The 21993-nt window shown below is 71.3% G+C and carries 22 protein-coding genes and 1 riboswitch; of the genes, 11 read left to right on the forward strand and 11 right to left on the reverse strand.

The window, feature by feature from the left end:
* Window positions 1-7: 7 nt before the first annotated feature.
* From ITJ66_RS14480 to ITJ66_RS14490, 3 genes are all read right to left on the reverse strand, one after another.
* Window positions 8-469 carry a ribose-5-phosphate isomerase gene (locus ITJ66_RS14480; RefSeq protein WP_071258616.1) on the reverse strand — a complete coding sequence of 154 codons (462 nt, stop codon included), beginning with the start codon at window positions 467-469 and terminating at the stop codon, window positions 8-10.
* 128 nt (window positions 470-597) lie between these two features.
* Window positions 598-2328, reverse strand: a complete 1731-nt coding sequence (locus ITJ66_RS14485) for a dihydroxyacetone kinase family protein (protein ID WP_194645077.1) — start codon at window positions 2326-2328, stop codon at window positions 598-600.
* A gap of 287 nt (window positions 2329-2615) precedes the next feature.
* Window positions 2616-3380 carry a GNAT family N-acetyltransferase gene (locus tag ITJ66_RS14490; RefSeq protein WP_194645078.1) on the reverse strand — a complete coding sequence of 255 codons (765 nt, stop codon included), beginning with the start codon at window positions 3378-3380 and terminating at the stop codon, window positions 2616-2618.
* 110 nt (window positions 3381-3490) lie between these two features.
* On the opposite strand from ITJ66_RS14490, the gene ITJ66_RS14495 reads away from it, so the two are divergent.
* On the forward strand, window positions 3491-4282 hold the full coding sequence (locus ITJ66_RS14495) for a response regulator transcription factor (RefSeq protein ID WP_064295688.1): 792 nt from the start codon (window positions 3491-3493) through the stop codon (window positions 4280-4282).
* Between the two features lie 80 nt (window positions 4283-4362).
* A complete protein-coding gene (locus tag ITJ66_RS14500; RefSeq protein ID WP_205125878.1) occupies window positions 4363-5910 on the forward strand; it encodes a cell wall metabolism sensor histidine kinase WalK in 1548 nt (515 codons plus the stop codon).
* A 180-nt stretch (window positions 5911-6090) separates the two neighbouring features.
* On the opposite strand, the gene ITJ66_RS14505 is transcribed toward ITJ66_RS14500, so the two are convergent.
* The 3 genes from ITJ66_RS14505 to ITJ66_RS14515 all read right to left on the reverse strand — a co-directional run bounded on the left by ITJ66_RS14505 (window position 6091) and on the right by ITJ66_RS14515 (window position 8307).
* A complete protein-coding gene (locus tag ITJ66_RS14505; RefSeq protein WP_194645080.1) occupies window positions 6091-6771 on the reverse strand; it encodes a GntR family transcriptional regulator in 681 nt (226 codons plus the stop codon).
* On the reverse strand, window positions 6768-7742 hold the full coding sequence (locus ITJ66_RS14510; RefSeq protein ID WP_194645081.1) for an EamA family transporter: 975 nt from the start codon (window positions 7740-7742) through the stop codon (window positions 6768-6770). The genes ITJ66_RS14505 and ITJ66_RS14510 overlap by 4 nt, the downstream gene beginning before the upstream one ends.
* Window positions 7743-7857: 115 nt before the next feature.
* Window positions 7858-8307, reverse strand: coding sequence for a stage II sporulation protein M (locus tag ITJ66_RS14515; RefSeq protein WP_191941840.1), 450 nt, complete (start codon window positions 8305-8307; stop codon window positions 7858-7860).
* 262 nt (window positions 8308-8569) lie between these two features.
* Between ITJ66_RS14515 and ITJ66_RS14520 the strand changes: the two genes are divergently transcribed.
* The 3 genes from ITJ66_RS14520 to ITJ66_RS14530 all read left to right on the forward strand — a co-directional run bounded on the left by ITJ66_RS14520 (window position 8570) and on the right by ITJ66_RS14530 (window position 12965).
* Complete coding sequence (locus ITJ66_RS14520; protein WP_194645082.1) at window positions 8570-10819, forward strand: carboxypeptidase regulatory-like domain-containing protein; 2250 nt, start codon at window positions 8570-8572, stop codon at window positions 10817-10819.
* Between the two features lie 104 nt (window positions 10820-10923).
* On the forward strand, window positions 10924-12201 hold the full coding sequence (locus tag ITJ66_RS14525; protein WP_137243991.1) for a CDP-alcohol phosphatidyltransferase family protein: 1278 nt from the start codon (window positions 10924-10926) through the stop codon (window positions 12199-12201).
* An 80-nt stretch (window positions 12202-12281) separates the two neighbouring features.
* Window positions 12282-12965 carry an HAD family phosphatase gene (locus ITJ66_RS14530; protein WP_137243990.1) on the forward strand — a complete coding sequence of 228 codons (684 nt, stop codon included), beginning with the start codon at window positions 12282-12284 and terminating at the stop codon, window positions 12963-12965.
* Between the two features lie 40 nt (window positions 12966-13005).
* On the opposite strand, the gene ITJ66_RS14535 is transcribed toward ITJ66_RS14530, so the two are convergent.
* Together ITJ66_RS14535 and ITJ66_RS14540 are read right to left on the reverse strand one after the other, a co-directional pair.
* Window positions 13006-13212, reverse strand: a complete 207-nt coding sequence (locus ITJ66_RS14535; RefSeq protein ID WP_191941837.1) for a hypothetical protein — start codon at window positions 13210-13212, stop codon at window positions 13006-13008.
* A gap of 66 nt (window positions 13213-13278) precedes the next feature.
* A complete protein-coding gene (locus ITJ66_RS14540; RefSeq protein ID WP_194645083.1) occupies window positions 13279-13803 on the reverse strand; it encodes a DUF1622 domain-containing protein in 525 nt (174 codons plus the stop codon).
* A 60-nt stretch (window positions 13804-13863) separates the two neighbouring features.
* Window positions 13864-13964: riboswitch (TPP riboswitch) on the forward strand.
* Between ITJ66_RS14540 and thiM the strand changes: the two genes are divergently transcribed.
* The 4 genes from thiM (at window position 13956) to ITJ66_RS14560 (ending at window position 17423) form a co-directional block, all read left to right on the forward strand.
* A complete protein-coding gene (gene thiM / locus ITJ66_RS14545) occupies window positions 13956-14807 on the forward strand; it encodes a hydroxyethylthiazole kinase (RefSeq protein WP_194645084.1) in 852 nt (283 codons plus the stop codon). It overlaps the preceding riboswitch by 9 nt.
* Window positions 14804-15514: a thiamine phosphate synthase gene (gene thiE, locus ITJ66_RS14550; protein ID WP_370582669.1), complete on the forward strand. Its 711-nt coding sequence runs from the start codon at window positions 14804-14806 to the stop codon at window positions 15512-15514. The genes thiM and thiE overlap by 4 nt, the downstream gene beginning before the upstream one ends.
* Window positions 15511-17079 carry a bifunctional hydroxymethylpyrimidine kinase/phosphomethylpyrimidine kinase gene (locus tag ITJ66_RS14555; RefSeq protein WP_228501935.1) on the forward strand — a complete coding sequence of 523 codons (1569 nt, stop codon included), beginning with the start codon at window positions 15511-15513 and terminating at the stop codon, window positions 17077-17079. The genes thiE and ITJ66_RS14555 overlap by 4 nt, the downstream gene beginning before the upstream one ends.
* A 47-nt stretch (window positions 17080-17126) precedes the next feature.
* Window positions 17127-17423 (forward strand): pyrimidine/purine nucleoside phosphorylase, encoded by a 297-nt coding sequence (locus tag ITJ66_RS14560; RefSeq protein ID WP_194645085.1) that lies wholly within the window; start codon window positions 17127-17129, stop codon window positions 17421-17423.
* A 105-nt stretch (window positions 17424-17528) separates the two neighbouring features.
* Here ITJ66_RS14560 and ITJ66_RS14565 read toward each other — a convergent pair whose 3' ends face one another.
* The 3 genes from ITJ66_RS14565 to ITJ66_RS14575 form a co-directional block, all read right to left on the reverse strand.
* The gene (locus ITJ66_RS14565; protein ID WP_194645086.1) at window positions 17529-17930 is read right to left on the reverse strand and encodes a hypothetical protein; all 402 of its coding nucleotides are present in this window, start codon (window positions 17928-17930) and stop codon (window positions 17529-17531) included.
* Window positions 17931-17981: 51 nt separating this feature from the next.
* On the reverse strand, window positions 17982-18686 hold the full coding sequence (locus tag ITJ66_RS14570) for an ABC transporter ATP-binding protein (protein WP_194645087.1): 705 nt from the start codon (window positions 18684-18686) through the stop codon (window positions 17982-17984).
* A 61-nt stretch (window positions 18687-18747) separates the two neighbouring features.
* A complete protein-coding gene (locus ITJ66_RS14575) occupies window positions 18748-19833 on the reverse strand; it encodes an ABC transporter permease (RefSeq protein ID WP_194645088.1) in 1086 nt (361 codons plus the stop codon).
* Window positions 19834-20009: 176 nt separating this feature from the next.
* Between ITJ66_RS14575 and ITJ66_RS14580 the strand changes: the two genes are divergently transcribed.
* Both ITJ66_RS14580 and ITJ66_RS14585 read left to right on the forward strand, forming a co-directional pair.
* Window positions 20010-21275, forward strand: a complete 1266-nt coding sequence (locus ITJ66_RS14580) for a sensor histidine kinase (protein ID WP_194645089.1) — start codon at window positions 20010-20012, stop codon at window positions 21273-21275.
* Window positions 21268-21924 (forward strand): response regulator transcription factor, encoded by a 657-nt coding sequence (locus tag ITJ66_RS14585; protein ID WP_194645090.1) that lies wholly within the window; start codon window positions 21268-21270, stop codon window positions 21922-21924. The genes ITJ66_RS14580 and ITJ66_RS14585 overlap by 8 nt, the downstream gene beginning before the upstream one ends.
* The last annotated feature ends 69 nt before the right edge of the window (window positions 21925-21993 follow it).

Raw genomic sequence — 21993 nt, forward strand, 5'->3', positions numbered from 1 at the left:
CCTGACATCAGGACGCTTCGTATGCGCTGATCTCCTGCACCTTGTCGTTCGACGCGCTCGAGGCGTCGAACTCGTAGGTGAGCCACTCACGCACGTTGCGGCGGGCGAGTTCGATGCCGACGACGCGCTGGCCCATGCACAGCACCTGGGCGTCGTTCGAGAGCACTCCGCGTTCGACGGAGAAGCCGTCGTGCGCGGTGACGGCTCGGATGCCCTGGACCTTGTTCGCCGCGATCGCGACGCCGAGGCCCGTGCCGCAGATGAGCAGCGCTCGGTCGGCCTCGCCGCGGGCGACGATCTCGGCCGCAGTCACCGCGACCGTCGGGTAGTTGGTGTGGCCGTCGGCGTCGACCCCGACGTCGACCACGGAGGCGACCAGGTCGCTCGCCTCGAGGTCACGCTTGAGGATCTCCTTGTAGTCGTAGCCGGCGTCATCGGAGCCGATGACGATTCGCCAGGTGCGGGTCATGGTGTGCCTTTCGTGGTTGGCCCTTCGACAAGCTCAGGGACCGGGGTGTCGCTTCAGGGACCGGGGTGTCGCTTCAGGGACCGGGGTGTCGCTTCAGGGACCGGGGTGTCTGTCGGTGGATCGGGCGTTCAGCGCTCGGCGAGCAGGGTGCCGACACGCTCGACGATGAGGGCGAGGGAGACGGCTCCGGGGTCCTCGACGCCGACGGCCTTCGAGCCGTGCGAGCGGGCTCGGCCCATGCCGGGCATGAGACCGGCCGTGTCGTGTGCCGCGGTGGTTGCCGCTGCCGCCGCCGTCGTCCAGGCGGTGGAGAGGTCGTCGCCGGCGGTGACGCGTTCTGCGAGCGTGTCGGCGAACGGGACGAGGGCGTCGACGAGCGTCTTGTCGCCGACGGAGGCCTTGCCGTAGCGCATGACGGCGTCCTTCGCTGCGGTCACACCCTCGCTCACGGCGGTGGCGGTCGGGCGCTCGGCGTCGCCGAGGCGCTCGCCGAGGGTGCGGAGCATGACGCCCCACAGAGCGCCCGAGGTGCCACCGGCGCGGTCGGACCAGGCGTCGCCCGAGCGGTCGAGCAGCGTCGCGACGCCGGCACCGGCCTCACGCAGGCGCTCGGCCTCGGCGGCGGCAGCGGTCGCCCCGCGGTCCATGCCGATGCCGTGGTCGCCGTCGCCGACGATGGCGTCGAGGCGTCCCAGCTCGTCCGCGTGCTCCGCGAGGAGCTCCTGGATCGCGGAGATCGCGTCGGCCACGACGGCTGCCGACTCCTGCGACTCGGGCGAAGCGTCCGGCACGACGAAGGCGACGTCCTCGGTGTCGTCGGCGGCGACGGTCTCGAGTGCGCCGGAGTCGACGGCGCCCGTGCGGAACGCGGGCGTGTCCGCAGCAGCACTCCACAGTCGCTCCAGCTCCTCGTCCACCCAGAGCAGGGTGAGTGAGACGCCGGCCATGTCGAAGCTCGTGCAGAACTCACCGACCTGCGGGTCGACGAGGGTGATCCCGGCGTCCTCCAGCAGGGAGGCGATGCGGTCGTAGACGACGAACAGTTCCTCCGACTTCACGGAGCCGAGGCCGTTGAGGATCGGGACGACGCGTGCGCCGTTCGGCGTGATGCCCTCCGGGATCTCGGCCTCGTTCAGGAGGTGGTGCACGAACAACTCCGCCAATCCGTCCGCGGAGGGGATGTCGGTCTCGTCGATACCGGGCTCGCCGTGGATGCCGAGGCCGACGGCCATCCGCCCCTCCGGCACGGAGAACAACGGTTCGTCGGCACCGGGCAGCGTGCACCCGGAGAACGCGACGCCCATCGAACGGGTCCGGGCGTTGGCCAGGATCGCCACGCGCTCGACGTCGTCGATGGAGTACCCACCCGAGGCCGCACCGCCCGCGACCTTGAAGACGGTGAGGTCGCCCGCGATCCCGCGCCGCTTCTCGAGTTCGGTGGGCGGGGCGCTGAAGATGTCGTCGGTCACGGTGACGGTGCGACAGTCGATGCCGTCGGCGCGCACGGCGTCCTGGGCGGCGGTGAAGTGCAACACGTCGCCGGCGTAGTTGCCGTAGCTGAGGAGGACACCCTGTCCTTGTTCGCTCGCGCGGACGACGCTCTCCACCTGGTGTGCCGACGGTGAGGCGAAGAGGTTGCCCATGGCCGCACCGTGGGCGAGTCCCGGTCCGACGAGGCCGGCGAAAGCGGGGTAGTGCCCGGATCCGCCACCGATCACGAGGGCGACCTCCGGTTCCGCGGACTTCGTGGAGCGCGACACCCCGCCGGAGACCTTGCGTACCCAGCGTCCGTTGGCTCGGACGAAGCCGTCAACCATCTCATCCGCGAAGTCGGCCGGTCGGTTCCAGAGCCTGGTCATCTGCATCTCCTCGTCATCGAGTCCGTCGATCCGGCGCGAGCCGGCACATCGCAATAATCCTATAGGATATTGGAACCGACCGGAACCCTGGGCTGCGCACAACTCAGGACGCCACGGGCGAGTCGGCGCCGTCGGGCGGCAGCCGGAGGCGACGCGCCGGGGAGCACCTGAGTTGTGAACGTGTGAGTCGAGGGACGCACGTGGCCGGCGTCCCGACGGCTGAACCTGCCGAGGCTGGAGTGGGGGAGACTCAGCCCCGGCAGGTTCGGCGATCGGGACGCCGGCGATCAGGGACGCGCGGCGGAGGACTCCGTGGGCGTGGCTTCGACGCGTTCGGCACGACGTGCGGCGAGGAGCGAGGGCGTGATCGCGAAGGTGATGCTCGAGGATCGGCGCGGCGCGGTCGCCCGGAGGAAGCCGAGCCGTTCGGCGAGGGCGATGGACCTGGTGTTCTCCGGCTCGATGACGGCCGTCACCGTCTTCGCCCCGACCTCGCGGAAGGCCAGGTCGATCATCGCCGCCGAAGCCTCGCTCGCGAGACCACGTCCGCCGACGGCGGGGTCGAGGACCCATCCGATCTCGACCGAGCGCTCGGCGGGCTGGACGTCGCGGAGGTGCAGGGAGACGTCTCCGACGAGCCGTCCGTCGTGCTCGACGGCCAGGGCGAGGAAGTCGCCCGACTGCCAGAGGCGGCTGTGCCGGACGCGGTGACGCAGGTGCTCGCGGGACGCCTTCCGGTCGCGCACGGGCCACGGCAGGTGCTCGACGACCTCGGGCGTGGACTGGATGCGGTACCAGGCCTCGGCGTCCTCCAACCGGTGGCGACGCAGGACGAGACGGTCGGTGCTGATCGGGTGCGCGTCGACCGGAACCTCGATCCGCGGCCCGCGGAGGAACCGGGGACGTGAGACACCTGCCGGGAACAGGGGACGCAGAGCACGGACCGCGGCGGCGAGGCCGCTCCGGATCCGGTCCGCGGGCTCGGCCGTCGCTCCGGCCGTCCGACGACGGCGGGGGGCGAACGACGTGCCCAGGGGTTCTGCTCGGGTCATGCCCTCCACGGTAGGCACCGCGCCCATGGGCTCGGCCTGAAAAGATATGAGGCCTCTATGAATCGCCCGTCGCTCCCGCGCCTCGCAGCTCGACGACGGATAATCGACCCATGCCCTCCGACCTGCCAACGCAGATCGTCGACTCGGGGCGCCGCCGGGCGGTCCTCGCCAAGCTACCGCGGATGTACCGGGCCGACGGTTCACCCATCCGCGTCCTCCTCGTCGACGACGAAGCGGTCCTGACCGACCTCGTGAGCCTGGCCCTCGGCTACGAGGGGTGGGTCGTGGACGTCGCCACCAACGGTCGCGAGGCCGTCCAGCGCTACCGCACGGAACGTCCGGACGTCGTGGTCCTCGACATCATGCTGCCCGACATGGACGGGCTGAGCGTCCTGCGCCAGCTCCGCAGCTTCTCGCAGGGGGAGCCGGAATCGGGCACCCCGACGCTGTTCCTCACCGCACGCGATTCGGTGGACGACCGCATCATGGGACTCACCGCCGGCGGCGACGATTACATGACCAAGCCGTTCTCGCTCGAGGAGCTCGTGGCCCGCCTCCGTGGTCTCCTCCGCCGCACCGCGCACGTCGTGTCCGACGACGACTCCCGCATCACGATCGGCGGGCTCTTCCTCGACGAGCGCAGCTACGAGGTCAGCCGCGACGGCGAGCCGGTGGCGCTCACGACGACGGAGTTCGAGCTGCTGCGCTACTTCATGCGCAACCCGAAGCGCGTGCTGAGTCGCGCCCAGATCCTCGACCGCGTGTGGAACTACGACTTCGCCGGCAAGGCCAGCATCGTCGACCTCTACGTCTCCTACCTCCGCAAGAAGATCGACGCCGACCGGGCGCCGATGATCCACACCGTCCGCGGTGTCGGATACGTGCTGCGGCCGGTCGAATGAGCACCGTATCGGTTCCGACTGCGGGCGTGCCGACGCCTCGGGCGGACCGGCGGCACCCATGGACGCTCCAGCGACGGCTGGTGACGGGCATCGCGGCGGTCATCGCGGCGGTCCTCGCGGTGTCGGGCATCCTGACGATCGTCACGGTCGAAGGGTCGGTCACCGCCGTCGTCGACACCCAGCTCACCGGGTCGATGGAGGCCTTCGAGCACTCCGTGGTGAAGTTCCACGATCAGCAGGCCGGCGGGGGAGCCGTGGTGGACCCCGACGCCACGCGCGGTGAGCCCGGCTACGTCAAGCCGTTCGTGGACTACGTCGGCCACGGGCCCGGCACGCTCATCGCGCTCGTTGCGAACGGAGGGGTCGTCGACTCCGCGCGCTTCACCCAGTCCAACGCGACGGCGCTCGACGTGCGGACGAAGGCGCTCATCGAGGAGGCCGTCGCGGCCGACAGCTCCGAGCGACAGAACATCGAGTTGGGGTCGCTCGGCGGGTACCGACTCGAGTTCCTCGACCACGGCGACGGCGAGACCCTCGTGGCCGGCGTCTCGCTCGCCACCCCGCGAGCGGCCGTGCAGCAGGAGGCGATCGTCATCGCGATCCTCGCCGTGCTCGCGCTGGCGGTCACCATCGTCGGGGCGATCATCGTGGTCCGCCTCGGGCTCCGACCCTTGTCCCGCGTCGCCGCCGCCGCCGAGGAGGTGTCCACGCTGCAGCTCGAGCGCGGCGACACCGGGATCGACGTGCGGGTCGATCAGGCCGACACCGATCCTCGGACGGAGATCGGCAAGGTGGGCGAGGCACTCAACGGCCTCATCGACCACGTCGACCGTGCACTCGCCGTCCGAGCCGCCACCGACAAGCGCATGCGCCGGTTCGTCACCGACGCGAGCCACGAACTCCGAACGCCGCTCGCCGCGATCCAGGGCTACGCCGAGCTCACCCGCCAGGACAGCGAGAACCTCCCGCCCATGACGGAGCACGCGCTCGCCCGCATCGAGTCGGAGGCTACCCGGATGAGTTCGCTCGTCAGTGAGTTGCTCCTGTTGGCGCGTCTCGACGAGGGCCAGGACCTGCACCTCGACGACGTCGACCTGAGCGACCTCGTCGCCGCCGCCGTGAGCGACGCGGCCGTCTCGGCACCGGCGCACCACTGGTCGGTCGACGTGCCGGAGCGCGCGATCATCGTGCGCGGCGACCGCGAGCGTCTCCACCAGCTCGTCGTGAACCTGCTGTCGAACGCCGCCGTGCACACCCCGGCCGGCACCTCCGTGGTCACCCGCATCAGCGCACCGAAGAGCCTCGACGAGCCGCAGCGCGCCTCGCTGACGATCGCCGACGACGGACCCGGCATCGACGAGGCCTTCCTCCCCGAACTCTTCGACCGATTCGCCCGGGCCGACTCGTCGCGCTCGCGTGCCGCCGGCAGCACGGGCCTCGGGCTGGCGATCGCGCTGTCGATCGCCGAGGGCCACGAAGGGTCGATCGAGGTCGCCTCGTCGTCCGCCGGCACCACGTTCACCGTGACGCTGCCGTGGTCGGGCCCGTCCGAGGAGCACCCCGCCGTCCGGCCGGCGGCCGACGCCACCGGCTCGCGCCCGGAGGCGGTCACCTCGACGCGAGGCTGATCGCCCGTCCTGTCGTCGAGCCGCACCCGGTCGCCGAGCCGCACCCGGTCGCCGAGCCGCGCCCGGTCGCCGAGCGCCATCCGGTCACCGAGCTTGTCGAGGTGCCCTTCGACAAGCTCAGGGACCGGAAGGGATGGCTCAGGGACCGGAAGTGGTGGCTCAGGGACCGGAAGGGGTGGCTCAGGGACCGGAAGGGGTGGCGCAGGGACCGGACCGGATGCCTCCGGGGGCCGGCCGGCGGAGGGCGATGAGCTGCTCCGCCGAGTGCGCGAGGTGCGCTCGGAGCTCCGCCTCACCGTGGTCGCCGCTGAGCGCGTGGACGAGTCGGTCGTGCTGGTCGATGAGTTCCTCGGGCGGGAGGACGCTCCGGAGCTGCACCATGAACAGGCCGAGCTCGGCGAGCAGTCCAGCGTGCGCCTCGCTGAGTCGAGGGCTCCCGGCCGCGGCGACGATCGTGTGGTGCAGCTCGGCGTGCGCGACCTCGATGGCACGGTGATCGCCGGGTCGGTCGATGCAGATGCGTCGGAGACTGTCGTTGGCCGCGATGATCGAGTCCGGTGGGCGCGACGACGGTTCCGCACGCGCTCGCAGCAGCCGGACCGCCTCGGCCTCGATCGCCGTCCGGTACTCCATGAGGGCGAGCACGTCCGCATCGCTGAACGACCGCACCCGGGCGCCGCGGTAGGCCTCGAACGTGACCAGGCGCTCCGCCGCGAGCGCCTGGAGCGCCGCTCGGACGGTGTGCCGGTTGACGCCGAACCGGGCGGTGAGGGCGGTCTCCCGCAACGGCTCGTCCGCGCCGAGCCGTCCGTCGAGGATGTCCTCCCGCAGCGCGTCTGCGACGGCGTCGACCGCGGTCATCGGGCGACCTCGCGACGGTCGATGCGCTTCGGTACGACGAGGATCGCGAGTCCGGTCACGAGCAGCGCGGCACCGACGACGGTGGACGGCCCGAAGGACTCTCCGAGGAGCAGGATGCCGAGGAGCGTCGCCGTCAGTGGTTCGAAGAGCGTGAGGGTCGCGACGCGAGACGCGGGCAGTCCGCCGAGCGCGTAGCCGAACAGCAGGTACCCCGCCACCGTGTTCACGAGCGCGAGCCACGCGACCGCGAGTGCGCCGGGCACGGTGAGGATCCAGGCGGTCTCAGTGGCGAGGAGGATCGGCACCGAGACGAGCGCCGCTGCGCCGAAGAGCGCCGCCATGGTGCCGAGCGGTGTCCATCCGTGCTCGATGAGCGCCTTGCTGCAGAGCGTGTACAGGGCGTAGGAGGCTCCGGCTCCGACGGACGCGAGCAACCCGCCCACCGAGACGGTCCCGATCCCGCCGCCCGTCACCCCGGACAGGACGGCGACACCGGCTGCGGCGACGATCGTGGCCAGGAACCAGCGGCCGCTCGGGCGCCGACGGTGGATCGCCCATTCGAGGAGGCCGGTGATCGCGGGTGCGGAGCCGAGTGCCGTGAGGGTCCCGATCGCGACACCGTTGCGCTCCACGCCGAGGAAGAAGAACGGCTGGTACGCGGTGACGCCGATCGTGCCCACGACGACTGCAGCGATGAGAGCGGGCCTTGCGAGTTCCGCCACGCGGGTTCGAGGTGGCTGCGTGGACCTTGGGCGGCGGGCGAACGCCGCCCACACGAGGACGAGGAGCGCTCCACCGAAAACGATGCGTGCGGCCCCGAACGCGACCGAGCCCACCTCGATCGGTAGGAGCGCGTGAGCCGTCCCCGTCGTCCCGAAGCACACGGCTGCGAGGATCGCTGCGGCGACCGGGAGGCGCCCCGCGGCAGTGCTGCTCCCGGTCGTCGGGGTCTCTGTCGGCGAACGCGTCACGGGGACAGCCTGCCGCAGGATTGTGTAACAATCAATGACTGATCGGGATGTCCGGGGGACACGCCACGACGCCCGCCCGCTCGAGGAGCGGACGGGCGTCGGGTGGGAGACCGGGTCAGCCGGCGTAGCCGCTGCTGATCACCGACACCCCGAGCAGCAGGGCTGCGCCGGCGGCGACGATCAGGGCGAGCGCCAGCATGGTGCCGGAGATGATGACGGCGGTGAGGGCGAAGCCCTTCGACTTCGGCTTGCGGGCGAGCGCGATGATGCCGAGCACGAGCGAGGCGATCGGCAGGAGCACGAACGACGGCGCGACGATCGCGGCGATCGACAGGGCGAACGCGATGATCGACAGTGTCTGGGTGGAGCTCTCGCGGTCGGCGGCCGTCGCAGCAGGCACGGGTGCGAGGGGCAGGGGGGTCGTCGGCTGTGTCGGCGCGACCTCCTGCACGGGCGTCGCCTGGGTGAGGGGCGCAGGGCCGAACGATTCGGTCGGGGCGTCGGCCAGGGTCACGTCCTCGGCGGGCGAGATCGTGGTGGACTCGGTGGTGGCTGAGGCGGACATGAGGTGGGTTTCCTTCCTCCGCGGTGTGCGGAGCTGACTCCGCACGGTGCGGAGCTGATCGGTTGATGGTTCCAGCCTCCTCGGATCGCCGCCGGGGCGCGTCGCCCGTGCGCCCGATCTCCCGTCCTCCCGCTGGATGATCCTGCGCGTCCGCTCCATGGGTCTCCGGTACCGCCGCCGTCGCCAGCACGGTTCGGGCTGACCCTCGGAAACGGGACACCGGGCTTCCGCAGGCGACAGCTGTGCGTTTATCCTGACGCCCATGACCCGCCGCATCGGGGCCGCTGTGCTCGCCCTGCTCGGAGCCTCCGCGCTCGCCCTCACCGCAGCCGTCCCGGCAGCCTCCGCCGCGACCACCTCGAGCTGGGCGACGTGGCCCACGTTCTCCGGTGCATCGGGGTCGTACCAGGGCACGATGACCCTTGCTGGGCAACCCGCCCTCACCGCGGCGTTGACGAGCGACTCGGTCGGTGGCGGTGGCGTCGGCGTCATCTCGGGCGCCTCCACCTGGCTGGCGGCGTCGACACCGGTCGGTGCGAAGTACGGCAGCAGCCGCGATCAGCCCTACCTGAACCTCCGCCCGAAGGCGAACAACGCGGCGTCGCCCTCGACCACCACCTACTCCTTCGCGACGCCGACACCGCCGTCCGGCTGGACGTTCGTCCTCGGTGACATCGACGCCGACCAGGTCACCGTGACGGCGATCGGCCCCGACGGTGTGGCACTCACCCCCGACGAGCTCGGGTTCAACGGAGGCTTCAACTACTGCGCTCCCGGACTGGTCGGCAAGCCGTCGTGCACCGGTTCCGCAACGGACGTCCCCACCTGGGATCCGGCGACGCAGGTGCTCCGCGGCAATGACGCAGCACAGGACACCGCCGGTGCAGCGGGGTGGTTCGAGCCGTCCGCCCCGATCTCCAGCCTCACCTTCTCGTTCCGGCAGCGGTCGGGTGCGCCCGTCTACCAGGCGTGGTTCGCGTCGATCGCACGTGACGTGACCGGCACCGTGACCGACCAGACCACTGGCCCGCTGGACGGTGTCGGCGTCCGCCTCATCGACCGCGACGGTCGGGTGGTGGCGTCGACCACGACCGCCGGCGGCGGCGCCTACACCTTCGCCGGCTACTTCGCGACCGACGGCTACACCGTGCAGCTCGTCCCGCCGGCCGGGAAGATCGCGGAGACCACCTCACGAGTCGGCGCCGACCTCACGACCGGCGATGCCGTCGCGGACTTCGCCGTCCGTGACATCGTGCCCGTCGCCGTGTCCGGCACCGCGCTCGACACGGACGGTGTGCCGATCGTCGGAGCCACGGTCACGATCGACGGCGCGGGCAGCGTCACCACCGACACCGACGGGAACTACCTCTTCGACACCGTGCCGGTCGGCGACCACACGGTGGTCATCACGCCGCCCGATGGTTACGCGGTGCAGAGCCCGCCGAACGCCTTCACGGTCCCGGTCGGCAGCGAGACACCCATCACCGAGCAGGACTTCGTGCTCGTCGCGAACCCGAGCCTCGGCGGCGTGGTCACGTCCGGCGGTGTCGGTGTGGCCGGCGTCACCGTGAGCGTCGACGGTCCGAACGGTGTCGAGAGCGCCGTCACGGCCGCCGACGGTTCCTACCGCTTCCCGCTCCTGCCCGCGGGTGCCTACGAGGTCTCGATCGTCGCCCCGGAGGGGTACGTCGTCTCCGGAGCGGCCACCCGGGAGGAGGAGCTCGCCGGCACCGATCTCGACGCGATCGACTTCGAGCTCGCTCGGCTCGGCACCGTCATCGGCGACGTCCGGACGGACAGCGACGCCCCGGTGCCCGCAGCGACGGTCACGGTGACGACGCCGGGCGGCCCGGTCGCCCTGATCACGACGGCCGAGGGCTCCTACGGGCTCGCCGACCTGGCGCCGGGCAGCTACGAGGTCACGCTGACCGTCCCGGCCGGGTACTCGGTGCCCGCGGGTGGCGCCACGACCGCCACCGTCGTCGTCGGTACGGACGGCGCGGTCCAGACGGTGCCCACCTTCGTGCTCGTCGCCGACGCCGTCCTCGGCGGCCTCGCCGGAACGGTCGAGACGGACGCCGGTGCTCCGATCGCGGACGTGACCGTGACCGTCGAGACCCCGGCAGGCCCGGTCGACGTCACGACGGACGCCGACGGCGCCTACGACCTCGGCGGCCTCGCGCCAGGTTCCTACGAGGTGTCCGTGACGATGCCGGAGGGCTACACCGCCGAGGGCGCCACGACGGCGACCGTGGTCGTCGCCGCAGACGGTTCCGTCGTCTCGGTACCGGCCTTCGTCCTCGTTCCCGACGCCGTCGTCCCCGTGCCGTCGACGAACCCGAGCGACCCCGCGGTTCCGAGCAACGCGGGTCGTCTGCCCTCGACCGGTGCGGACGCGATGCCGTGGATCGTCGCGGCCGGAGCGCTCTTCGTGCTCGGTGCCGCAGGTGTCGTCATCGCGGCCGTCCTGCGTCGTCGACGCGCGAATCGGGACGAGCTGTCCGGCGAATGACCGTTTGAACGACCCCTCGGGGAGGGGAGGGTGCGGCTCGTCCGTAGACTTGGGCGAGCCGCGCCCCGCCCTGGAGTGCGGGTCGCACTGCTGAACGGGGATCCGTGGACATCATCGGGTGGGTGAACGACGCCGCGACGGCGCTGCCCGATCCGGTGATCTGGCTCATCGGACTCCTGTTCACGACCGCCGAGTCCGGCCTCTGGCTCGGCCTCGTCGTCCCCGGTGAACCGGTGGTGCTCCTCCTCGCGGCCATGCTCGACTCCGCCCCCGGTGCCCTCGTGCTGTTCCTCGCGGTCGCCCTCGGCGGGTCACTCGGGGACCAGCTCGGCTACCTCGTCGGTCGTCGTTCCGGTGGTCGCCTCCGTGACTCGGCCATCGTCCGGCGTCTCGGCGTCGACGGCTGGGACCGCGCGGTCGAGGCGCTCGAGCGACGCGGGGCCCAGGCCGTCTTCCTCACGAGGCTCGTCCCCGTGCTCCGGTGCCTGACACCGACCGCCGCCGGGGTCGCCCGCGTGCCCTACCGGTCGTTCCTCGCGGCATCGCTGCTGGGTTCCCTCCTCTGGTCCGCCGTCTACGTCGGGGTCGGCTCCCTCGTCCGCGCCACGCTCGACACGGTCCGCCAGTACCTCGGCGCCACCGGCTGGGTGCTGCTGTTCGCGCTCGTCGTGTTGGTCACGGTGGTCGCGATCGCCCGATTCCGCCGAGGTGCCGCGATCCCCGGCGACGAGGCGATGATCCCGGTGACCCTGCACGAGAAGACGCCGCTCGCACGCCTCCGGACGCAGCTGTTCTCCGACGACGACTGGAAGAACCTGCCGAACGCGATCACGGCAGGACGCATCGTCCTGCTCCCGGTGTTCGCCGCCCTGGTGATCACCGGCTCCTACTGGGCTGCGCTCGTCGTCGGTGCGGTGGTGTTCCTGAGCGACGTCGCCGACGGGCAGATCGCGCGCCGCATGGGCACGGTCTCCGCGCTCGGCACCTGGCTCGACGGCGTGGCCGATCGCCTGACCGTGGTCGTGGTCGCCGCGTCGTTCGCCATCGCGCAGATCATCCCGTGGCAGGTGTTCGTGGTCATGATCGTCCCCGACCTCCTGCTCGCGTTCGTCGCCGTCGTCGCCTTCCGCGGGACGCCGGAGGTGCCGGTGAGCATCGCCGGCAAGATCCGGACGGTGTTCCTCTTCGTCGGCTTCTTCGCGCTGCTCATCGGCCTCGCGCTCGGCGGCGGGGATCCTGCGTCGGCGCTCTACCGGGTCTTCGGCGGGGTCGGCTTCGTCGCGATCCTCCTCGGACTCCTCGGCCACTTCGTCGCGGCGACCCAGTATGCGCGACGCATGGTCGTCACCTGGCAGCGACAGGGCGTCCGCGCGGCCCGCTGACCGCCGCGCCGACCGCCGTCGGAGGTCGCCGCCGGAGGGCACACGGCCACAGCGCAGGCGGTGTCGTTTAGGCTCGGAGCATGCCAGTCGACTATCCGGACCTCGTCATCTTCGACTGCGACGGCACGCTCGTCGACACGGAACGCATCTCCGTCCGGGTGAACCTGCAGCTACTCAACGAGGTCGGCGGCGACTACACCGAGGCCGAGGTGCGGGAGCTCTTCGTCGGCGCCTCGCTCGAGACGTACGCGACGCTCGTCGAGCAGCGCCTCGGGAAGCCGCTCGAGGCCGACTGGATCCAGCGCTGGAGCGACATGTTCCGCGGCATCTGCGAGCGCGAGCTCGAGGCGGTCGACGGGGTCGTCGACGCCCTCGACGGTATCGCTGCGACCGGGGTGCCGCTGTGCGTCGCCTCGAACGGGATGCTGCACGACGTCGTCCGCAACCTCGGGCAGGTGGGCATCCACGACCGCTTCGACGGGCGCATCTTCAGCGCGACCGACGTCGCCGTCGGCAAGCCCGCACCCGACCTCTTCCTGCACGCCGCCGCCGACTTCGACACGGCCCCCGAGCGGTGCGCGGTCATCGAGGACAGCGTCGTCGGCGTGCTGGCTGCCCGCGCGGCCGGCATGACGGTCTACGCCTACGCCGGTGGCATGACGCCCGCCGAGCGGCTCGTCGGCGACGGCACCCACGTCTTCGACGACATGCGTCTGCTGCCCGACCTCATCCGCGACACCTGGGCGACCTCCGCGGCACGCTAGCCCGCCCTGCGGAGTGGCAGACGCTCTCGCTCTCTCACCGCTAACCGATCGTGTCGCGTGCGTCCGTCTCCCGAGCTGCCCGCGCATAGAGGTGCTGCAGGACGAGTGAAATGACCCCGGCGCCGATCATGGACCACGCCTTCACCGGCTCAACACCTCGGATGAGCAACACGGCGCCGCCCACAGTCAGAACTGCGGCCAGCGTGACCGCGACCCATCGGATCTTGACGAGGAAGGCGAGCCACATAGGGCGACTGTAGGCCAAGCCATTGCGCAAGTCCAGGTCTGATATTTCAGGATGAGCTGGCCGCCATCAGTCTCGACTCCGGAGCTCTGGGAATTCGGACTCGTCCTCGCGGACGGTCGACGTGGTCGGTGCGGTCTGCGTTTGCGTGCCGACGGGCCCGGCCGCCGGCGACGTCGACGCGTCCTGCTCCTCGGCGCGACGTCGGGTGCGTTCGCCGCCGCGCTTGACGGCACGGTCGAACAGCTGCGGGCCGGTTGTCGCCAAGCGCTTCCAGGGGAGGGTGCCCTCGATCTCGATCTGCAGGGAGAAGCTCAGCAGGGTGCGGATGACGACGATGATCGCGAGGACGAGTGCGTCGGTCAGCGATGGCGTCGACGTGACCGTCTTCACGAGGTCGGCGGCCACGAGGATCTCCAGCCCGAGCAGGATGACCGAGCCGATCGTCTCCCGCAGCATCCGGAAGGCCCGTGCGCCGTCGCGCGTGCTCCACCACAGGCGGGCCGAGAGGGTGACGGCGATCACGAAGCCCACGACCATCGCCCCGACACCGGCGACCTCGAAGACGATGGTGACCAGCTCGAAGAAGTCCATCCCTCCATCATCCTCGCCCGCCCGCTGGACCGGAAGCCGGGCCGACCCGCTAGGGTGGTCGCGAGTGACACGGGGTGCCGATCCCACGACGATCGGCTGAGAACACACCCGTCGAACCTGATCTCGTTAGTCCGAGCGAAGGGATGTCGCGAATGAGCATTCGCACACCGCAGCAGTCTGCCCACCCGTCCACCGACGACTCGTCCGTCGGCGAGTTCGCGAGCGCGTCCGGGGACCTCCTCGACCGCCTGCGCGAGTGCACGCCGCTCGTCCAATCGATCACGAACGCCGTGGTGACCAACTTCACCGCGAACGTCCTGCTCGCCATCGGCGCCGCTCCGGCGATGACCGACATCCCCACCGAGGCCGGGCCGTTCGCCCGCATCGCCTCCGGGGCCCTCCTCAATCTCGGGACGCCGCAGACGGAGCAGCGCGAGGCCATGGTCGAGGCCGCCACCGCCGCGAACGACGCCGGCACCCCGTGGGTGCTCGACCCCGTCGCCGTCGGCTTCCTGCCGGTACGGACGGCGCTCGCCGCCGAACTCCTCGCGCTGCGGCCGACGGTCGTCCGCGGCAACGCCAGCGAGATCATCGCCCTCGCTGGACTGGGCGCCGGCGGTCGCGGGGTCGACAGCACCGACTCGGTGGACAGCGCGATCAAGGCGGCCACCGCGATCGCCCGTGCCTCGGGTGCCGTCGTCGCGATCTCCGGCCCGACGGACGTCATCACCGACGGTGAGCGCATCGTCCGCTGCTCGAACGGGCACGCCTTGCTCACCCTCGTGACGGGCGGTGGCTGTGCCCTCGGTGCCGTGCTCGCCGCCTTCGCGTCACTTGACGACGACCGGCTGCTGACGACGGTCGCGGCCACCACCGCGTACACGGTCGCCGCGCAGCTGGCGGCCGCGGAGAGCCGTGGCCCCGGCTCCTTCGCTCCCGCCTTCCTCGACCACCTCCAACTCCTCGACGCGGACACCGTCCGCAGCCTGGCGGTGATCGCGTGAGCGCCTCGACCACCGCGGACCTGGTCCTCGCGGCACGCTCGCACGCCGAGCTCGTGCGCCGTGGCATCGCCACCTACCTCGTCACGGACGCCTCGGCCAGCGGCGATCGCGGTGTCCTCGACGTCGTGCGCCGGGCCGTCGACGGCGGGGTGACCGCGGTCCAGCTGCGGGAGAAGACCGCGTCGGCGCGAGAATTGTTCGACCTGACCGTGCGTGCGGCGGAGGTCGTCGCCGGGCGGGCGCTGCTCCTCGTCGACGATCGGGTGGACGTGTTCCTCGCCGCCCGTTCCGCCGGTGCCGTCGTCCACGGCGTCCACGTGGGTCAGAGCGATCTCCCGGTCGACGCCGTGCGTCGCATCGTGGGTCAGGCCGCCGTCGTGGGACTGACGGCGAACACCTCGGCGCACCTCGACGCGGTCGCAGCGCTGCCTCCCGGGACCGTCGACTACCTCGGCGTCGGCGTCATCCGCCCGACGACGACCAAGCCGGACCACCCGGAGCCGCTGGGCATGGAGGGGTTCGCCGCGATCGCCGCCGCGACCCCGCTCCCGTGCGTTGCGATCGGCGGTGTCTCGCTGGAGGACACGGTCGAGCTGCATGCCGCCGGTGCCGCCGGGCTCGCCGTGGTCTCGGCCATCTGCGCCGCCGACGATCCGGCGGCCGCCGCCCGGGCGTTCCGCAGCGCCTGGATCGAGGTCTCGGCATGAGCGCCGTGGAACAGACGATGACGCCGGTTTCGTCGACCTCGAACCGGGTGCACGGTCGACGACCGGTCGTGGTCCGCGAGACACCCCGGGTGCTGAGCATCGCCGGGACCGACCCGACCGGTGGTGCCGGGATCCAGGCCGACCTCAAGAGCATCGCCGCGAACGGCGGGTACGGCATGGCGGTCGTCACCGCGCTCGTCGCGCAGAACACCCGGGGCGTCCGATCCGTGCACACCCCGCCCGTCGGGTTCCTCCGGGAGCAGTTGGACGCGGTCGCGGACGACGTGGTGATCGACGCGGTCAAGATCGGGATGCTGGGCGACGTCGCGATCATCGACACCGTGTCGACCTGGCTGCAGGAGACCGTGACCGGACCCGTCGTCCTCGACCCGGTGATGGTCGCGACGAGCGGCGACCGCCTCCTCCACCGCGACGCTGAGGCGGCCATGCGCGCGCTCCTCCCGCACGTCGACCTCGTCACCCCGAACCTCCCCGAACTCGCCGTCCTCGCGGACGAGCCGGTGGCGACGAGCTGGGCCGACGCACTCGCCCAGGCGGAACGGGTCTCGGCGCAGGCGGGCGTGATCGTGCTCGTGAAGGGCGGGCACCTGACGGGGACGACCGATTGCCCGGATGCGCTCGTCGACGCCACCGGTGGTCTGGGTGGCGGCCGATCACTCGTCGAGTTCGACGGTCTTCGAGTCGACACACGGAACACCCACGGAACCGGGTGCTCCCTGTCGAGCGCGATGGCCACCCTCGTCGTCCGTTCGGGGTCCTGGACCGAGGCGCTCGGCGAGGCGAAGGCCTGGCTCACGTCGAGCCTCCGGCACGCGGACGCGCTCGCGGTCGGCTCGGGCAACGGGCCGATCAGCCACTTCGCCGAGCTGTGGGCGTCGGCCGGGATGACATCGGGTCGCCAGGACGGCGCCGGTATCCTCACGGGCTGGTGGGAGGACATCGCCGAGCTGCGGGACCGGGTCGACCACCTGCCGTTCGTGACGACGCTCGCGGACGGCACCCTCGATCCGGCCCGGTTCGCCTGGTACCTGCAGCAGGACGCGATCTACCTGCGGGCCTACTCGCGGATCCTCGCACGAGCGAGTGCCTTGGCGCCGACGGCCGAGGAGCAGGTGTTCTGGGCGACCGGCGCGGCGGGCTCCATCGAGGCCGAGATGGAGCTGCACCGCACCTGGCTCAGCACGTATGCCGTCGGCGGTATGGATGCGGAACCGTCGGCGACGACCACGGCGTACCTCGACCACCTGCACGCGGCGACGGTCGACGGCGACTACGGGCGGGTGGTCGCCGCCGTGTTGCCCTGCTACTGGATCTACCAGGATCTCGGTGAGCGACTGGTCGGCGCATCACACGCGGAGCACCCGTTCGCGGCGTGGCTCGACACGTACGCCGACCCCTCGTTCGCGACGGCGAACGCCCGGGCGATCGAGATCGTCGCCGGGGCGGCAGCTCGTGCGGACGAGGCCGGCCGGGAGACGATGCGACGGGCGTTCCTGGCCTCGGCCGCGCACGAGGAGGCGTTCTTCGCCGAGCCGATACGATGAAGGCCGGATCCGCCGCCGCGATCCCGGACCACGACGAGAGGCCCCTGATGCTGACCAGCAACGAGTACTTCGACGGCAAGGTGAAGTCGATCGGGTTCACCACGAATGAGCCCGGTGCTGAGTCGGCCAGCGTCGGCGTGATGGAGCCGGGGCAGTACACCTTCACCACGGGCAAGGCCGAGGAGATGTCCGTGATCTCCGGCAAGCTCCGCGTGCTGCTGCCGAACACGAGTGCGTGGCAGGACTTCGGGCCCGACGCGCAGTTCAGTGTCCCGGGGAGCAGCAGCTTCCAGGTCGAGGTCGAGGTCACTACCGCGTACCTCTGCCGCTACCTCAACATCTGAACGTTGGTCACTGAGCTTGTCGAAATGTCGACAGGCTCAGGGACCGGGGTGAGTGCGCCCTTCGACAGGCTCAGGGACCGGTTCGGGCGTCGGAGCGTCACCGGCTCAGGACCGGTCGACGACCTCGAGCGTGAAGACGACGGTCGAATCGTCGGAGCTGTTCGTCAGCGTCACCGTCGTGCTCCCGACCTCGAGCGGCTGCAGACCGGGGTTGAAGGACGCGCCGCCTCGGGATCCGCCCGGCACGTACTCCGCGATCGACGGATCCTCGATCTCCGCGGACCACACGGTCGGATCGACGGCGACGAGGTCCACCACGTTGTCGAGGCCGACGGTGACGGTCCGGCCGTCCTGATCGACGAGCTGCACGATGACGGGTGCGATCACGCCGGCCTCGCTCGCGGAGCTCTGACCGGAGGGCGAGTCCGCGCCACCGGTGCAGGCACTCGTGCCGAGCACGGCGCCGACGATCGCGATCACGGTCAGCCCACGGGTCGCACGGCGCATGGCGGTCCTCTCTCGACGTGACCTCACCCTACCGCCGGGCGACGGTGGACCTCAGGACCGCAGGGCCAGCGCGTCGGCGGCGGCGCTGAGCCGACCGTCCTCCATGACGAGCACCTGGTCCATGCGGTCGAGGTGGCTCCGATCATGGGTGACCAGCAGCGTCGCGGCGCCCGAGGTCGCGGTGAGTTCGAGGATGAGTTCGATGATCGCGGATCCACGCTCGTGGTCGAGTGCACTGGTCGGCTCATCCACGACGAGAGCGTCGGGCTCGTTCATGAGGGCGCGCGCGATGTTGACGCGCTGCCGCTGACCACCCGAGAGCTGATGCGGCCGCTTGCCGGCCTGGTCGGCGAGCCCGACGGCGGCGAGCAGCGTCGCGGCCCGCTCGCGGGTGTGCGTCCGGTCGGCCCGCGACGTGCGGCCGCCGAGCGTCCCGAGGACGCACAGCTGCTCGAGGGCCGTGAGCGACGGCAGCAGGTTGGCCTGCTGGAACACGATGCCGAGCCTCGTGCGGCGGAAGTCGGTGGCCGCACGGCGGTCGAGGGAGGTGACGTCGACCCCGGCCACCTCCACGAGGCCGCTGTCGGGCCGGATCAGGCCGGCCGCGACGGCGAGCACACTCGACTTCCCGGAGCCCGACGGCCCGGTGAGTGCGGTGACGGTCCCGGCCGGGACGGTGAGGGTCGCGTGGTCGACGGCGGTGACGCGGTGGTCGCCGTCGGGAAAGGTGAGGGTGACGTCGGTGAGCGAGATCATGCGGTGACTCCGATGGTGACGAAGGTGGGTGCGAGGAAGGATGCGTGGAGGGCGTGCGCGTTCACCGGTTGCCGCCGAGCGCGGTCAACGGGTCGGCCGAGAGGATCGACCGCAGGGCGAACGCCGCGCCGATCAGGCCGAGGGCGATCATGATCACCCCGGGCACGAGCGTCGTCAGCGGGCTGAGCACGAAGGGCAGCGCGGTGCCCGCCGCGGAACCGAGTGCGGCGGTGATGCCGATGCCGAGTCCGACGCCGAGGACGAGGAGGACGAGCGCCTGTCCGAGCGCATCGAGCGAGAGCCGACGGGTCGTCGCGCCCAGCGCTTTGAGGATCGCCACGTCGCCCGCGCGCTGCATGGTCCACACCGTGAAGAAGGCTCCGATGACGAGCGCGGAGATCCCGAACAGCATGGCGACCATGAGGAGGAGCGACCCGATCTCGGAGCGGAACGAGCCGATCGCGAGCAGTGACGACAGGACGTCCTTCGACACCGTGCCGGTGGCCTGCTCCGCTCCCGTCACCGCATCGGCGCTCGGGTTCCCGGTGATGGCGAGCGCGGTCGCTCCGTCGCCGGGCGACCCTTGCGCAGCCTGCAGCGACCGCCACTCGGACAGGCTCGTCCAGACGACCGGCGTGTGGCTGTACCACTGGTCGTCGACGACCGAACCGACCCGGAGTTCGCTGCCACCGATGGAGACGGTGTCGCCTCGGGAGACGTGGAGGGCCTCCGCGGCGGTCCGACTCAGGCGGGCGGTCCCGTCGGCGGGCACCTCGGCGTCGCGACCCGCGACGGTGTCACCACTGATCCCGAACAGCGCCACGGAGGTGCGCGCATCGTCCGTCGTCATCCGCGTCTGGCTGATGCCGAGCTCCTGGACCCGGTCCACCCCGGGGACCGCAGCCCACGTGGTGGCCGCGTCCGCGTTGATCGCGGAGTCCGCGAACGTCGCCTGCTCGCCGTCGGCCGGGGCCGCGAGGACGACGCTCGACGCACCCAGCCCGGTGATCGCCGAGATGTTCTGGTTCGCCAGTCCCGCGGTGAGGCCGCTGAGGAATCCGACGAGCAGGGTGATGAGGGCGACGACCGCCCCGATCAGCACGAAGCGACCGGTGGCGAAGCGCATGTCGCGCCAGGCGACGAACATGGGGACTCCTTGTCAGCCGCCCGACGGCGTCTCCGTGGTGCGGCAGGATTCCAGCCTCGCCGCGTCGGCGACTCCGGGCATCGTCGGACGGGACGGTCCTCTGGCGCGGTCAGGTGGAGGCGACGTTCCACCTTTCTGATGATTCGCGAGGACGATCCCCGCCGTACGCTGGGCGGATGAAGCACTCGGCACTCAGCCCCGTGTTCACCGGCCTGCAGCTCGGCCTCCACGGCCTCGTCACCGCACTCATCGTGCTCGTGATCGCGCGATCCGTCTCGGTCGGTGGCCAGGCGGCCCTCGCGGCGATCGTCCTCGCCGTCGTCATGCTGCTCACCTACGCCGCTGGCGCGATCCTCGGCGGTCGGGTCCGCCGTGCGGTGGCCGTCAGCGGCACCATCGATCGCGACGCTGCTCCTGTCGGCGTGCGTCGAGGACGGGTGTCCGTCCTCGCCTGGCTGGTGCTGCTCAGCGTCGAGTGGGTGGTCCTCGTCCTGCTCAGCCCGGATGCCGCCTACCTGGTCTTCCCGTTGTTCTTCCTCTATCTGCACCTCCTCCCCAGGGCCGTCGCGGTGCCCGCCGTCGTCATCGCCACCGTCGCCGCGGTCGTGGCGATCGGTCTGCACGCCGGCTTCAGCGTCGGAGGAGTCGTCGGCCCGCTCGTCGGTGCGGCCGTGGCCGTCGCGATCGGACTCGGCTACGAGGCGCTGGCCCGGGAGGCGGCCGAGCGGGAGCGACTCATCGCCGAGCTCGTCGCGGCACGCGAGGAGCTCGCCGAGCGGGGTCGGCAGGCGGGCAAGCTGGCGGAGCGCGAGCGCCTCGCCGCGGACCTCCACGACACGGTCGCCCAGGCCCTGTCGAGCATCCAACTGCTCCTGCACGCGGCCGAACGCTCCGCCGTCGAGCAGCCGGGCACGGAGCAGCTGCGCTCGCACATCGGTCTGGCGCGGGATGCCGCAGCGACGGCCCTCGCCGAGACGCGCAGCCTCATCGACGAGCTGAGCCCGCCGGCGTTGGTTGGCGCGACGATCGCGGACGCGCTCGGACGGCTCGCCGAGACGACGACCGCCCAGAGCGGCACGCCGGTCTCCACGACGGTCACCGGCGATGCGTTCGTCCTCGGCACGCCGGTGACCACCGCGCTCCTCCGGGCTGCGCAGAGCAGTCTCGCGAACGTCGTCCGGCATGCCGGAGCGAGCCGGGCGGACGTCACCCTCACCTACCTCGATGAGGAGGTCATCCTCGACATTGACGACGACGGGGTGGGGTTCGATCCTGCGAGGGTCGCCGAGCGCACCGCGGGCGGTTCGTTCGGCATGATGTCCATGCGCCGTCGCATCACCGAACTGGGTGGCGAGGTCGAGGTGCGCAGCGCACCGGGCGCCGGCACGACCATCACCGTGCGGTTCGCGGCACCAGGAGTGGAGGGGGACGTCCATGCGTGACGATGCGACGGATGCCGGGGAGCCGCAGGTCGTCCGGGTCGTGGTGGCGGACGACCACCCGATCGTCCGGGCCGGACTCGTCGCGGTGCTCGCGCCGATCGCCGACATCGAGGTGGTCGGGACCGCGTCGACCGCAGCCGAGGCCGTGGCCGCCGCACCCGGCGCCGACCTCGTCCTCATGGACCTGAGCTTCGGCGACGGTCCGACGGGGATCGATGCGACGAGGGAGATCGCGTCGCTGTCGGGCGGTCCGTCGGTTCTCGTGCTGACGAACTACGACTCCGACGCCGACATCCTCGGCGCGATCGAAGCCGGAGCCGCGGGGTATCTGCTGAAGGACGCCGCCCCGGAGGACCTCATCGACGGCATCCGCTCGGCGGCCGGCGGGAACTCGGTGCTCGGGCCGGCCGTGGCGACCCGTCTGGTCGCTCGGGTGAGCGCACCGCAACAGGCGCTGAGCGCGCGGGAGATCGAGGTGCTCGCGCGGGCGGCCGAGGGGCTCACCAACCTCGAGATCGCCGGACGGCTCCATGTAGGGGAGACGACGGTGAAGTCGCACCTCGCGCACATCTACACGAAGCTCGACGTGTCGAACCGCTCGGCGGCGATCGCCGCGGCCCAGCGCGCCGGTCTCTTCCGAACCCGCTGAGTCCCACCCCGGTCCTTGAGCGCCCATCCCGGTCCTTGAGCGCCCATCCCGGTCCCTGAGCGCCCATCC

This window comes from Plantibacter sp. VKM Ac-2885, from assembly GCF_015351205.1.
GTDB lineage: Bacteria > Actinomycetota > Actinomycetes > Actinomycetales > Microbacteriaceae > Plantibacter > Plantibacter auratus.

Excerpts from the sequence above, each read along its gene's own strand:
- ITJ66_RS14480 (WP_071258616.1), bottom strand. The coding sequence starts at position 469 with ATGACCCGCACCTGGCGAATCGTCATCGGCTCCGATGACGCCGGCTAC.
- ITJ66_RS14485 (WP_194645077.1), bottom strand. The coding sequence starts at position 2,328 with ATGACCAGGCTCTGGAACCGACCGGCCGACTTCGCGGATGAGATGGTT.
- ITJ66_RS14520 (WP_194645082.1), top strand. The coding sequence starts at position 8,570 with ATGACCCGCCGCATCGGGGCCGCTGTGCTCGCCCTGCTCGGAGCCTCC.
- ITJ66_RS14570 (WP_194645087.1), bottom strand. The coding sequence starts at position 18,686 with ATGATCTCGCTCACCGACGTCACCCTCACCTTTCCCGACGGCGACCAC.
- ITJ66_RS14495 (WP_064295688.1), top strand. The coding sequence starts at position 3,491 with ATGCCCTCCGACCTGCCAACGCAGATCGTCGACTCGGGGCGCCGCCGG.
- ITJ66_RS14580 (WP_194645089.1), top strand. The coding sequence starts at position 20,010 with ATGAAGCACTCGGCACTCAGCCCCGTGTTCACCGGCCTGCAGCTCGGC.
- ITJ66_RS14555 (WP_228501935.1), top strand. The coding sequence starts at position 15,511 with ATGAGCGCCGTGGAACAGACGATGACGCCGGTTTCGTCGACCTCGAAC.
- ITJ66_RS14585 (WP_194645090.1), top strand. The coding sequence starts at position 21,268 with ATGCGTGACGATGCGACGGATGCCGGGGAGCCGCAGGTCGTCCGGGTC.
- thiM (WP_194645084.1), top strand. The coding sequence starts at position 13,956 with ATGAGCATTCGCACACCGCAGCAGTCTGCCCACCCGTCCACCGACGAC.
- ITJ66_RS14565 (WP_194645086.1), bottom strand. The coding sequence starts at position 17,930 with ATGCGCCGTGCGACCCGTGGGCTGACCGTGATCGCGATCGTCGGCGCC.
- ITJ66_RS14575 (WP_194645088.1), bottom strand. The coding sequence starts at position 19,833 with ATGTTCGTCGCCTGGCGCGACATGCGCTTCGCCACCGGTCGCTTCGTG.
- ITJ66_RS14560 (WP_194645085.1), top strand. The coding sequence starts at position 17,127 with ATGCTGACCAGCAACGAGTACTTCGACGGCAAGGTGAAGTCGATCGGG.
- ITJ66_RS14535 (WP_191941837.1), bottom strand. The coding sequence starts at position 13,212 with ATGTGGCTCGCCTTCCTCGTCAAGATCCGATGGGTCGCGGTCACGCTG.
- ITJ66_RS14530 (WP_137243990.1), top strand. The coding sequence starts at position 12,282 with ATGCCAGTCGACTATCCGGACCTCGTCATCTTCGACTGCGACGGCACG.
- ITJ66_RS14505 (WP_194645080.1), bottom strand. The coding sequence starts at position 6,771 with ATGACCGCGGTCGACGCCGTCGCAGACGCGCTGCGGGAGGACATCCTC.
- ITJ66_RS14540 (WP_194645083.1), bottom strand. The coding sequence starts at position 13,803 with ATGGACTTCTTCGAGCTGGTCACCATCGTCTTCGAGGTCGCCGGTGTC.
- ITJ66_RS14515 (WP_191941840.1), bottom strand. The coding sequence starts at position 8,307 with ATGTCCGCCTCAGCCACCACCGAGTCCACCACGATCTCGCCCGCCGAG.
- ITJ66_RS14490 (WP_194645078.1), bottom strand. The coding sequence starts at position 3,380 with ATGACCCGAGCAGAACCCCTGGGCACGTCGTTCGCCCCCCGCCGTCGT.